This is a genomic window from Legionella lansingensis, assembly GCF_900187355.1.
Classification (GTDB): domain Bacteria; phylum Pseudomonadota; class Gammaproteobacteria; order Legionellales; family Legionellaceae; genus Tatlockia; species Tatlockia lansingensis.
The window spans coordinates 426,133-438,090 of the sequence record NZ_LT906451.1 but is presented as its reverse complement, the minus strand read 5'-3'; the positions used below and the strand labels follow the sequence as shown (position 1 = coordinate 438,090).

The window sequence follows — 11,958 nt, the reverse complement described above, 5'->3', positions numbered from 1 at the left end:
ACCAAATTGCGTTATCCCCGCGGAGGCGGGAATGACACCATTTAATGAAATAGTCTCGCTCGGTAAAGGTTCTGTAAAAATTATTGTCATGATACTATTGTGAGCTTAAACAAGCCAGTCCGATTGTTATGATGTTGCCTACCTCTTTGTATATCCACATTCCTTGGTGCATTCGTAAATGCCCCTACTGCGATTTTAATTCGCATAAATCACCCACTACCTTACCAGAAGAAAGCTATATTGCCGCACTAATTGCCGATTTTAGGAATGACTTAGCCTATTTTCCGGCACGCGAAATTCATACCATTTTTATTGGGGGAGGCACGCCAAGTTTATTTTCCCCTGAAGCATTCGCATCCCTGTTTCAGCAGTTGCAGCAGCTCGTTTCTTTCCATAAGGACATAGAAATCACGCTAGAGGCAAATCCAGGAACGGTTGAGCAAGAGCGATTTAAGGCTTATCACGACGTTGGTATCAATAGGCTCTCTTTAGGTATACAGAGCTTTAATTCAAGGCATCTGACACTCCTTGGGCGCATTCATGACGATAAACAAGCTCATCGTGCCGTTGAGTCAGCACGTCGAGCCGGATTTGACAACATTAATCTTGACCTTATGCATGGCTTACCACAGCAATCCATAGCAGAAGGCTTGCATGATTTAAACACAGCGTTAGCCTACGATCCCGAACATTTATCCTGGTATCAGTTAACAATTGAACCAAACACTATTTTTTATAAGCAGCGTCCCCATTTGCCAAATGAGGATACTGCCTATCAATTGGAAGAAGAGGGATTAGCCATGTTAGTAACTAAGGGTTTCAGACGTTATGAAATCTCTGCATTCTGCAAACCTGAAAGAGCCACCCAACATAATCTAAACTATTGGCTTTTTGGAGATTATTACGGAATAGGCGCCGGTGCCCATGGGAAAATAACCACTATAGACGGTAAAATTTACCGCACACGGAAACATCGTCAACCCAACGATTACTTAGATGGCAATAAGGCTTTCTTAGCAGCCAAAGATTTAGTAGAACCCAAGGGCCTGATTTTTGAATTTATGCTGAATACCACTCGTCTACAACAACCTATCTCTAATCAATTATTTTACGAGAGAACTGGGCTTCGCTTTGGAATCTTAAAACCTTACTTGCAGAAAGCTGCCGATAAAAAATTAATAAAAATGCAAGAAGATCAGTGGCAAGTGACTGATTTGGGGCGCCGTTATACCAATGATTTGCAAGCCTTGTTTCTACTAGATTAACTATATACTTCCGCATACTTCTGCTGTTAATTTTTTAAGCTATAATTTTTACATGTCTTCACAATGAGTTGGCTTTCATTAATAATGAGGCTCTTTTCCTTTTATTAGGAGGCGTAATGTTAGCTGCGCTGTTGTTTCTTTTTGTCGTAATCGTTGGTTATTTAGCTGGCTCGGTCTGCTCTGCTATCATCGTCAGTCACCTCTTTTCACTACCTGACCCAAGAAGCAACGGTTCTCAAAATCCAGGCGCCACCAATGTCCTTAGACTCTCTGGTAAAAGATATGCCGCTATTGTTTTGCTTGTAGATATGTTGAAAGGGGCTTTGCCCGTGCTGTTAGCCAAAGTACTAGGCGCTGGACCGATAGCACTCGGTTTTACTTGCTGGGCAACAGTGATGGGGCATATGTATCCTATTTTCTTTGGTTTTCGTGGTGGGAAAGGGGTAGCAACAGCTTTAGGAGCGTTACTGGGACTTCATTTTATACTTGGCGTTTTAGTGATAGCTACCTGGCTATTAGTAGCTAATTTTAGTCGCTACGCTTCCCTTGCTTCAATGGTTTCTATGGTTATGGCTCCCTGGTATGCTCTATTTCTTCCAGAAGGCTTACTCATCTATTCGCCCCTGTTTTTTATTGCTCTCTTCATTATTTATAAACACCGCCATAACATTACCCGTTTAATCGATCATACAGAGCCTAAAATCCAATTCAGAAGAGCCACCTCTTTGGGTGAAGAAATTGATGCAGTAATACTGGAGCAGGCTGCAGAGGATCAAGAAGAACCCCAGCAAGAAGCAACCGATCAACCAGTCACTAATCATTCACCTACAGAGTCAGAGGAACAAGCCGAAGCACCTAAAAAGACATCCTAGATTTGGATGTACTCAGTGGTCGTCTAATTTTGACAGGTAAAAAAGCTTCTTTTAATCGTTCTTTAAAGAGGGTTCCTCGCCTCGGGGTCCTGTCGCTGCAGGTATCCCTCCGTACTCGCAGGCTGCGCACGGTAGGAGCCCTCCTTCCGCGCCACCCCTCGTTCAAGATCGTTACTTGTCAAAATTAGACGACCACTGTAGTACTTCTGATTATTTATTTTGTGCAAGTGACCAGCGTGCTTTTACATCAATAAGCTGGCTGTCATCCTTTTGACCTTGTTGTAAATGCAAGCATCCGGCATAAGCCACCATAGCACCATTATCCGTACAATATTCTGGCCGGGGAAAATAAATCTTCCCCCCTGTGTCTTTTATTAGTTCTGTTAGCGCTACCCTCAATGCACGGTTCGCCCCTACTCCACCTGCAACGACCAAATGTTGGTTTCCTGTTTGTTTAAGAGCTCGCTTGCATTTAATCACTAGAGTATCAACCACAGCATCCTGAAATGCTCGTGCAATAGCTATCCTGGCTCTCTCATCTTTTTGACTATTGTTCCAGACCGTCAAAGCATGTGTTTTAAGGCCGCTAAAACTAAAATTCACACCGGGTCTATCTGTCATTGGCCGTGGAAATGCAGGTAAAATTTTAATGTCAGCAATGGAAGCTTGATCAGCAAGACCAGCCAAAAGAGCACCCCCAGGGTAAGGCAGTCCCATTAGCTTTGCAGTCTTATCAAAAGCCTCCCCTACTGCATCATCTAACGTATCACCGATAACATGATAATCACCCAAGGCACGTGCCTCAATGAGTTGTGTATGACCACCTGACACCAGGAGTGCTAAAAAAGGAAAAGCAAGATCATCGGACTCTAGTTTTGCTGCAAGTAAATGAGCTTCCAGATGATGGATACCCAGGGCAGGTACATTAAGTCCTAACGCTAAACTTTTGGCAAAACAAGCACCCGTTAATAAGGCGCCAATAAGACCAGGCCCCGCTGTATATGCGACAGCTTCAATATCTGTTTTTTTCAAGTCTGCTTGCTTTAACACCTCGTCCATGAGAGGGACAATGTATTTGACATGATCGCGAGAAGCGAGCTCGGGCACTACCCCTCCATAACATTGATGTATTGCTACCTGTGAATGAAGGGTATGCGCGAGCAATCCCAGTCTGGAATCATAGATAGCCACTCCTGTTTCATCACAGGAGGATTCAATACCTAGTACTCGCATCCCAATCTCACATTATGGTCAAAAAATTTTCTCATTATACGTAAAACACGCTTCCAACACCAAGAATAGCCCATACTATTCAACAACTCCTGATAAAGATGGCATCAAAATGGCGTCAAATAAACTTGACGAGTACCTTAACTGGCACTAGAATTGCCACCCTATTATGTTAAATTTTAATCGAGGAACTAAGTTAATGCCTACCGTTCGTGTGAAAGAAGGCGAAAATCCTGAATATGCATTACGTCGTTTTAAACGCTCCTGTGAAAAAGCAGGAATTTTAACTGAATTACGTCGTCGCGAATTTTACGAGAAACCAACCGCTGAGCGTAAGCGCAAACAAGCTGCTGCTATTAAGCGCCACTTGAAAAAAATCTCTCGTGACGTTGCGGTTTCTGCTCGACGCAATGCGAAACACAGACGCAAATAATTATGACCATTAAAGACCGTATCAGTAATGATGTAAAGGAAGCGATGCGTGCCAGAGATAAAGCCAAGCTCGACACACTGCGTCTCATTACTGCTGCAGTCAAGCAAGTTGAAGTTGATGAGCGCATTACTGTTGATGAAGGACGCATGTTAGCCATCCTGGATAAGCTTGCCAAGCAACGCAAAGAATCCATCACCCAGTTTGAAGCAGCCGGCCGCGATGATTTAGTTGCTCAAGAGCAATTCGAATTGGACCTTATCAATCAGTATTTACCCGAACCTTTCTCGGACGCGGAAATTGAAGAACTCATTGCTAAAGCAATAGCTCAAGTAGGCGCTGAAAAAATGAGTGACATGGGTAAGGTCATGGCTCTCCTGAAACCTGAACTTCAAGGTCGAGCTGACATGGCTAAAGTAAGTGCGCTAATCAAGGCAAAACTGAGCTGATCCCCTATCATGTCTGGCTTAATCCCACAGCCATTCATCGATGAGTTACTTACACGTACCGATATCGTCGAATTCATTGATAGCTATGTTCCATTAAAAAAAGCAGGCCATAGCTTTGTTGCCTGCTGTCCTTTTCATAATGAAAAAACCCCATCATTTAATGTGGTAGCCAAGAAGCAGTTCTATCATTGCTTTGGCTGCGGTGCGAGTGGCAATGTTATCAGCTTTGTGATGAACTATCTCAATCAAAGTTTTGTTGATGCCATAGAAACCCTGGCCTCTCGTTTAGGTTTACAAGTTCCACGAGAAGGTCGTTCTGAGAAACAACAACAATCACTTAGCCTGTATCAAGTCTTAAGTGAAGTGAATCAATTTTATCAGCAAAATCTTAAAACAAATGGACAAGCAGCAGTCACTTATTTAAAGCAACGTGGTCTAAGTGGCGAAATAGCCAAACTTTATCAAATTGGCTATGCACCTCCCGATTGGCAAAATCTTGAAAAGCACTTCAAGCGGCATCATGATGAATTAATTGCCACGGGAATGCTTATTCCCAAAAAAGATGGCAAAACGTATGACCGCTATCGTCATCGAATTACCTTTCCCATTCACGATAGGCATGGGCGTATTATCGGTTTTGGTGGGCGAGCAATTGATGCATCTCAGAAACCTAAGTACCTTAACTCACCTGAGACAATCATTTTTCAAAAAAGTCGAGAGCTCTATGGCTTACACCAAATTTTAAAAAACCAGAAAATCATTGAGAATGTTCTTATTGTCGAAGGATACATAGACGTCATTGCTCTTGCACAACATGGGATCACCAATGCTGTAGCAACTTTAGGGACGGCAACTAGCATCTATCACATTCAACTCTTAGCTAAATACACCCAACATATCATTTTCTGTTTTGATGGTGACATGGCAGGGCGTCAAGCGGCTTGGCGGGCATTAGAAAGTTGTTTACCGCAATTAAATACCGGCTTGAATGCCAGTTTCATTTTTTTGCCGGAAGGCCATGATCCCGACAGTCTTGTACGCGAAGAAGGTAGCGTGAACTTTATAGAGCGATTAAAACAAGCGAAACCTCTGAATCATTACTTCCTTGAGACGATTTCGCATAATCTTGACTTGCGTTCTGTGGCTGGAAAAAGCCAACTCGTCAACGCTGCTAAACCCTATCTTCTTAGGATTCAAGACGGTCCTTATAGGCAGCTTTTGTTAGAGGAAATTGCCCGAATTAGTCATATTGAAGCACATCGACTCAATCAACTTATAGCCGATAAAGAAAAACCAAACGTAAGCGCCACACCCATTACACGCTCTCCGATTCGCCTGGCTATTGCTTTACTCATTCAGCACCCTGAAATTTTTATCGCTTGCAAGGATCATATTAATCCTGATTTACTAGAAGGTAGCGAGCAAGAGATCTTGCAAAAGCTGCTCCAGCAGATTGCTAACGCTCCTAAAGCCAGTACAGCCACCTTGATTGAGCAATGGCGCAATACACCGATGTTTGAGGCGCTAAACAAATTAGCGGGCTGGGACACCCAAGTCCCTGAACAAGCTTTAGTTAAAGAATTTATTGATATTATTTTATTTTTGCAAAAACAGAATTTAGAAAATAAAATTAATCTATACATTGCAAAATCGCGAAATCAAGGCTTAACTTTATCAGATAGACTTAAATTACAGGAGATGCTCAAACAGAGGCATCAAACAACTGATGATAAAAAATAACGCAAAAGATACTGGCAAGTTTGCTAGGGCAGGTTTATAATCAAAACCTTTTTGCAGCCTTTTAACCTCACCAATACCTATGACGACTATGAATGATCAAGAACAGCAGCACTCGCAAATCACTAAAGTCATTAGATTGGGTAAAGAACAAAATTACCTAACCTATGCGCAGATTAACGATCTGCTTCCTAACATTGTCGATACTGAACATTTTGATGTCATTATCAGTATGTTAGAAGGTATGAATATTAAAGTCTTCGAAGTCTCTCCAAGCGAAGATGAGCTAGCGTTATTAGGCACAACTGAAGAAGCTCCGGAAGATGTTGAAGAGGCTGCAGCTGTGCTTGCCTCTGTGGACAAAGAGACCGGGCGAACGACTGATCCTGTCCGCATGTATATGCGCGAAATGGGCACGGTTGAGTTGCTTACCCGCGAAGGTGAAATTCGTATCGCCAAACGTATTGAAGAAGGTATTTATCAGGTTCTCAAATCGCTTGCTCATTATCCTGAGACCGTACAATTAGTTCTCGAAGATTATGATCGTGTTTTGGTAGAAGAAATTCGTCTAAGCGAAATCATTAGTGGCTTCGCTGATGTCGAAGAAGAAGCGCCAGCAGCCAGCATAGGTTCCATGCTCGAGGAATCAGACGAACTTATCCTTGGTGCTCTTGATGAAGAGGAAGAAGGGGAAGAAGGTGAAGGTGGGCTGGGAGATGGTGATGAGGGCCCAAATCCAGAGCAAGCCAAAGCTTACTTTGACGAATTACGTGAACATTTTGAGCATGCCATGAAGGCTTTAAGGGAGCATGGACGTACTTCAACTCAAACCATTGAATTTTTAGATAAAATGTCGGATTCTTTCTTGAAGTTAAAATTGACTTCAAGACAAGTTGACCGCCTGACTCGGCATTTCCGTCAGTTGCGCAATCATATTCGCGAATTTGAACGTAGCATCATGCGTCTTTGCATTGAAAAAGCGCGCATACCTCGCAAGCTTTTCATTGATACCTTCCCAGGTCAAGAAACGGATTTAGCATGGTTAGAAACCATCATCAGCAAACATGCCAAAAAGCTTGATCTTGATCGTCTTGAAGAGTTCAGCGAAGAAATCAAGCGTTTACAATCTAAATTGGCAACATTCGAAGAAGAATATGGCCTAACCATTAGTGAGATCAAAGACATTAATCGAAAAATGTCCATTGGCGAAGCAAAAGCCAGACGTGCTAAAAAGGAAATGGTTGAAGCCAACCTGCGCTTAGTGATCTCCATTGCTAAAAAATATACCAACCGTGGCCTGCAATTCCTCGATTTAATTCAGGAAGGCAATATTGGCTTGATGAAAGCAGTTGATAAATTCGAATACAGACGCGGCTATAAATTCTCAACTTATGCCACTTGGTGGATACGCCAGGCAATCACCCGTTCCATCGCTGATCAGGCTCGGACGATTCGTATTCCAGTCCATATGATTGAGACAATTAATAAGCTCAATCGCATTTCACGCCAAATTTTACAAGAAACAGGCCGTGAAGCCACTCCTGAAGAATTAGCGGCCAAAATGGATTTGAGCGAGGACAAAATTCGCAAAGTCTTGAAGATTGCCAAAGAACCCATTTCCATGGAAACCCCAGTGGGCGATGATGATGATTCACATTTAGGCGATTTCATTGAAGATGGCAACATCGAATCCCCAATTGATCGTGCAACTGCCGAGGGTTTACGTGAGGCGACTTTAGAGATCTTGGAAACCCTAACTCCTCGAGAAGCTAAAGTCCTGCGTATGCGATTTGGCATAGAAATGAATACCGATCACACCCTAGAAGAGGTTGGTAAACAATTTGACGTCACCCGTGAGCGCATCCGTCAAATCGAAGCCAAAGCATTACGTAAGTTGCGCCATCCTTCACGCTCAGAAAAACTGCGTAGCTTCTTGGAAGGCGACGAGACTTAAAAATAACGAATAATTTTGCTATACTGGCTCTGGTGTTGAATGGTCAACATTTAACACCAGAACCAGCCAGTTTTAAAATCATCCAGCAGTTACCCTGGCTTCATAAAAAAATTAAAAATACGGTGGTATTAAGCCACCACAGCGATTACAATGACAACTCTTCGGGCCCATAGCTCAGTTGGTCAGAGCAGCGGACTCATAATCCGTTGGTCCTAGGTTCAAGTCCTAGTGGGCCCACCAATAAAATCCTTTAAAATCAATAAGTTGCAATTGCCTTCTATATTAGTCGATTGGACCAGCTGCTGATGACCTATGCCGATACCATCCTCCCCAATCACTATCCCAACTACCATCAAGAGATTGAAGGTATTATCGAGGAGCCTTCCTGTCAGACCTGGTTTCTACAGCTGGTAAAATCTACAAAGAACCCAACGCCCAAATACACTTTAAATCTGCATTGTGATGAACTATCAGAAATTATCCAGGATTCATTTGTGAAGATTCTTAATAAAGCCGGTGAAGCTGGGTTTCAGGTCACTGCTTATGCTCAGACTATTCAGGATATGGAAGTTGCACTTAGTTCCAGGGATAAGGCTGAGGTTTCTGAGGGGAACTTAATACCCTTATTATGTTATGTGTTAAAAATGAAGAGACAGCCAATCTATTGGTGAAGATGTTGCCACAAATCGGTGTTATTGGACACACTCAGGTATCTATGGTTAATGATACGCCACATGGTGAAGATGGGGTTTATTTTTATACGACTAATGAGGATCGAGTGCAGACCTCCTCAGTTCCTATGATTGGGGTTGAAGATATTGTTTCATTGCCTAAGGGACAAGCTTTTGTTTTAGTGAATGGAGGGAATGTATACAAAATTAGGATTCCGTTGTCCTCAAATAGATAATACTTAGCTCCAATATTTCAAAGCAACCATGGTCTTCATCTTGCTAGAGCTATTGTTTTGTTACTAAACGTGCTACTTTTCCCAACCACGATAGGTATTTTTTGAATGTGTTGCAAATTTTAAGTGATGGGAAGATCATGAATCAGAGTCTTAATGAGTATATCCAACTAATTGAACAATCTTATTCTAGCGACCATGTCAAAAAATTTGCAGATAATCACATAAATAACAATCAAGTTCTTATTTTACAAAAATCTTGCCAAGAGATACTGCAAATGATTCCGCTTCAACCATTTGCCTGTGCTCTTTTAAGCGCAATGCTAGTTGAATATTCCAGGCAGAAAGGAATTCATTCTTATTTGGTTGCTGGAACGTTAGATTTCAAAGGTAAGCGACTATTTAATTACGATCCTATCATTGAACAGAAGAGTATAGTTGAGAATTGGGATGGTCATTGTTGGGTTATATTTAATGATGCTATCGCGGAGATATCCTTATTCAGAACAGCTTATTCAGAGCAATCACCTATATGGCTGAATGATATGATCACTAATACTTTTGGCAAACAACGTGGTGCTATAATTGCGAGTCACCCTGAAATGGAACAGATGGGATTATCTTATACTCCTCGATATATTTTTAATGACTTACAAATTAGTGGGTTATTAAATTTTGTGGAGCAAATTATTTCCAAAACATGGAACATTCCTATAGATTCCACCACAAGCCGCATTGTTTGTCCTGTTCCTGGATTCCCGCACGCCGATGCAATATTAGATATATAAGGAATTTATCCTTACTGTCATACTATTACAATTTCTCAGCAAGCATAGCCCGGATTAGGCGCAGCCGTAATCCGGGAGTTGGCTTCGAACATCCCGGATTTCGTTTCACTTCATTCGGGCTACGCTTGCTAATATTAATAACTAAGAATTAATACAAAATACGAGGAAAAATAAATGGATGAATTAATGGATTTTTTTAACGAACTGCTCCGAAATACAAACCTTAATAACGTACATCCTAATATAAACATAGAAGAGAATGAATTTTTAGATATCCGAATTGATTTTCCTACCCCCACGAAAAATCGTCCAAATAGAAGATCACGAATGTTAATTTTTAGATTATCAGAAGAATTTATAGCTGATCATAGAAACAATATGATTAATAACATTCCAAGAGAAGAAGTCATAAGAACAATAAATAGTTTTGATTTCCAAAATCGAACGCGAACAAGAAATGAGTCTCAGCCTTCTCAAGTATTTCTAATAACGACAATGGGTGAAATACAACCCATAATTATTTAATCAAGAATTTGTTCTTGGAAAGCGACTCTGCCAACTTAAAACCCACCCATTAATTTTTTGATATTTATCACTACTACTCTAAATGATAAAAGCAAGCGTAGGCTGGGCTGTAAAGCCCAGCAGTGCCCAGTTGCTTGTGACCGGGAATTAAAACATACATCAACATCAAACAGATCCCGTCTGCAAGCAGCCGGGATACGTTCGCTGGTTTCTTTGCAAAAAATCATGCTTCCGTTAATCCAGACTCAACAGATGATTTTAAATCATTGAAATTTGGCGAGTAGCATGCTGGGCTTTACAGCCCAGCCTACGCTTGCTGGATCATCTACACTAAGCAAACTCAGATTTGCCTGAAAATTCTGATTTACGAGACCTTGGATGGACTTTCACATGCCAGAGTGGCAGCATCATAAATAATGGAATCAAGCAGCAAATAAACAATGTGAGGAAGAAATTATCCCAGCCGTAATTTTTGATAATTGCCCCCAAAGGAGCACCAGCTAGAACAGCACCTAAACAATAAGCAAAAAATCCGGCAAAGCCAGTTGCAGTTGCCGCTGCTTTTTTATGTGCTAATTCCGCACACGCCATACCAATCATCATTTGTGGTCCAAAGATAAAAAACCCAAAGAAAAAAAGAAACAAAGAATCGAGGAATGGTGTATATTCCCTCGTCAACGTAAATAGCAACAAAGTGGCAAATACACCTGCTGTAAAAAGAACATTGATTGGATTGCGTTTACCTTGAAATATTTTATCAGAAGACCAGCCGGCAACCAAACTTCCAAAAAAACCACCAACCTCAAACCATATGACACAACTACCTGCTGTGATTAAGGAATAATCCTTCACTTCCGTTAAGTACAACATGCTCCAGTCATTAATGGCCGTTCGGACAATGTAAATAAACAAATAAGAAATGGACAGTATCCAAATATAGGGGTTGCTTAACACATAATTCCAAAGAATTTCTTTGACTGAGAGTTCTGCTTTTTCTTGGTGGTGATTTGATAAACCAGAAAAATCTCCCTGATATTGCTCTATCGCAGGTAAACCAAGCGACTGCGGAGTATCTCTTAAACGATTGATTAAAAAAATACCTCCTAAAATGCAGATGATCCCAGGCACAAACATGGCTGAACGCCAGCCGAAATACTGCGCGCACATAGCAACAATCAATGGAATTAATGCACCACCCACGTTATGTGATGTATTCCAAATACTCCACCAACGACCACGTTCGGATTGAGAATACCAATGTGTTAATAATTTAGTACATCCTGGCCATCCCCACCCTTGAAACCAACCATTCAATCCCCAAAAAATAGCAAATAGCCACCAGGTGGAAGACAACCCAAACAAAATATTAAAAATACCTGTCAAAATTAGCCCAATCGCCATTAAATAACGAGGGTTTGACTTATCGCCAAGAATTCCACTCAAAAATTTGCTGATGCCATAACTTAAGCTCAAAATGCTAGCAATCATTCCCAGTTCAGTTTTAGTCATCCCCATGGCGCTTTGTAACGCAGGCATCGCGAAGGTAAAACTTTTTCGCGTAAAATAAAACAAAACATACCCTATATACATTGCATAAAAGGTGCGAATACGCCAATAACGATAGTGCCGTTTAACGATGGTTTTATCCTGAATTTCATCAAGATAAGGAGCAGGTTTTAGAAAATTCAAAAATGCCATGATTGTCCATCATCATGTTAAAAAGCAAGATTAGAATGTAACGTGCAAAGTATGTCAAATCATTTCTAATGAAAATGATAACGGTATCATACCTATTGATAACTAA

Annotated in this window: 10 protein-coding genes, 1 tRNA gene and 1 pseudogene; 10 read left to right on the top strand and 2 right to left on the bottom strand. The window is 41.2% G+C overall.

Features of this window, described 5'->3' with window-relative positions:
* The first annotated feature begins 131 nt into the window (after window positions 1-131).
* Together hemW and plsY are read left to right on the top strand one after the other, a co-directional pair.
* Window positions 132-1,265 carry a radical SAM family heme chaperone HemW gene (gene hemW, locus CKV79_RS02115; RefSeq protein ID WP_028372117.1) on the top strand — a complete coding sequence of 378 codons (1,134 nt, stop codon included), beginning with the start codon at window positions 132-134 and terminating at the stop codon, window positions 1,263-1,265.
* 116 nt (window positions 1,266-1,381) lie between these two features.
* A complete protein-coding gene (plsY, locus tag CKV79_RS02110) occupies window positions 1,382-2,137 on the top strand; it encodes a glycerol-3-phosphate 1-O-acyltransferase PlsY (RefSeq protein ID WP_065236349.1) in 756 nt (251 codons plus the stop codon).
* A 210-nt stretch (window positions 2,138-2,347) separates the two neighbouring features.
* On the opposite strand, the gene tsaD is transcribed toward plsY, so the two are convergent.
* Window positions 2,348-3,370 carry a tRNA (adenosine(37)-N6)-threonylcarbamoyltransferase complex transferase subunit TsaD gene (gene tsaD / locus CKV79_RS02105; protein ID WP_028372116.1) on the bottom strand — a complete coding sequence of 341 codons (1,023 nt, stop codon included), beginning with the start codon at window positions 3,368-3,370 and terminating at the stop codon, window positions 2,348-2,350.
* Window positions 3,371-3,566: 196 nt separating this feature from the next.
* On the opposite strand from tsaD, the gene rpsU reads away from it, so the two are divergent.
* The 8 genes and pseudogenes from rpsU to CKV79_RS02065 all read left to right on the top strand — a co-directional run bounded on the left by rpsU (window position 3,567) and on the right by CKV79_RS02065 (window position 10,154).
* Window positions 3,567-3,800, top strand: a complete 234-nt coding sequence (gene rpsU, locus CKV79_RS02100) for a 30S ribosomal protein S21 (RefSeq protein WP_028372115.1) — start codon at window positions 3,567-3,569, stop codon at window positions 3,798-3,800.
* Window positions 3,801-3,802: 2 nt separating this feature from the next.
* Complete coding sequence (locus tag CKV79_RS02095; protein ID WP_028372114.1) at window positions 3,803-4,246, top strand: GatB/YqeY domain-containing protein; 444 nt, start codon at window positions 3,803-3,805, stop codon at window positions 4,244-4,246.
* Between the two features lie 9 nt (window positions 4,247-4,255).
* Complete coding sequence (dnaG, locus tag CKV79_RS02090; RefSeq protein ID WP_028372113.1) at window positions 4,256-5,986, top strand: DNA primase; 1,731 nt, start codon at window positions 4,256-4,258, stop codon at window positions 5,984-5,986.
* An 88-nt stretch (window positions 5,987-6,074) separates the two neighbouring features.
* Window positions 6,075-7,937: an RNA polymerase sigma factor RpoD gene (rpoD, locus tag CKV79_RS02085; RefSeq protein ID WP_028372112.1), complete on the top strand. Its 1,863-nt coding sequence runs from the start codon at window positions 6,075-6,077 to the stop codon at window positions 7,935-7,937.
* A gap of 163 nt (window positions 7,938-8,100) precedes the next feature.
* Window positions 8,101-8,177, top strand: a tRNA-Ile gene (locus tag CKV79_RS02080).
* 29 nt (window positions 8,178-8,206) lie between these two features.
* Window positions 8,207-8,844, top strand: a pseudogene (locus tag CKV79_RS02075) (TraM recognition domain-containing protein); the annotation flags it as partial.
* Window positions 8,845-8,981: 137 nt separating this feature from the next.
* The gene (locus CKV79_RS02070; RefSeq protein ID WP_028372109.1) at window positions 8,982-9,629 is read left to right on the top strand and encodes a hypothetical protein; all 648 of its coding nucleotides are present in this window, start codon (window positions 8,982-8,984) and stop codon (window positions 9,627-9,629) included.
* Window positions 9,630-9,803: 174 nt separating this feature from the next.
* Entirely contained in the window at window positions 9,804-10,154 is a 351-nt protein-coding gene (locus tag CKV79_RS02065; RefSeq protein ID WP_028372108.1) for a hypothetical protein, read from the top strand.
* Window positions 10,155-10,484: 330 nt separating this feature from the next.
* Here CKV79_RS02065 and pgtP read toward each other — a convergent pair whose 3' ends face one another.
* Window positions 10,485-11,852 (bottom strand): phosphoglycerate transporter protein PgtP, encoded by a 1,368-nt coding sequence (pgtP, locus tag CKV79_RS02060; protein ID WP_028372107.1) that lies wholly within the window; start codon window positions 11,850-11,852, stop codon window positions 10,485-10,487.
* Between the last annotated feature and the right edge of the window lie 106 nt (window positions 11,853-11,958).

Excerpts from the sequence above, each read along its gene's own strand:
- hemW (WP_028372117.1), top strand. The coding sequence starts at position 132 with ATGTTGCCTACCTCTTTGTATATCCACATTCCTTGGTGCATTCGTAAA.
- plsY (WP_065236349.1), top strand. The coding sequence starts at position 1,382 with ATGTTAGCTGCGCTGTTGTTTCTTTTTGTCGTAATCGTTGGTTATTTA.
- tsaD (WP_028372116.1), bottom strand. The coding sequence starts at position 3,370 with ATGCGAGTACTAGGTATTGAATCCTCCTGTGATGAAACAGGAGTGGCT.
- rpsU (WP_028372115.1), top strand. The coding sequence starts at position 3,567 with ATGCCTACCGTTCGTGTGAAAGAAGGCGAAAATCCTGAATATGCATTA.
- CKV79_RS02095 (WP_028372114.1), top strand. The coding sequence starts at position 3,803 with ATGACCATTAAAGACCGTATCAGTAATGATGTAAAGGAAGCGATGCGT.
- dnaG (WP_028372113.1), top strand. The coding sequence starts at position 4,256 with ATGTCTGGCTTAATCCCACAGCCATTCATCGATGAGTTACTTACACGT.
- rpoD (WP_028372112.1), top strand. The coding sequence starts at position 6,075 with ATGAATGATCAAGAACAGCAGCACTCGCAAATCACTAAAGTCATTAGA.
- CKV79_RS02070 (WP_028372109.1), top strand. The coding sequence starts at position 8,982 with ATGAATCAGAGTCTTAATGAGTATATCCAACTAATTGAACAATCTTAT.
- CKV79_RS02065 (WP_028372108.1), top strand. The coding sequence starts at position 9,804 with ATGGATGAATTAATGGATTTTTTTAACGAACTGCTCCGAAATACAAAC.
- pgtP (WP_028372107.1), bottom strand. The coding sequence starts at position 11,852 with ATGGCATTTTTGAATTTTCTAAAACCTGCTCCTTATCTTGATGAAATT.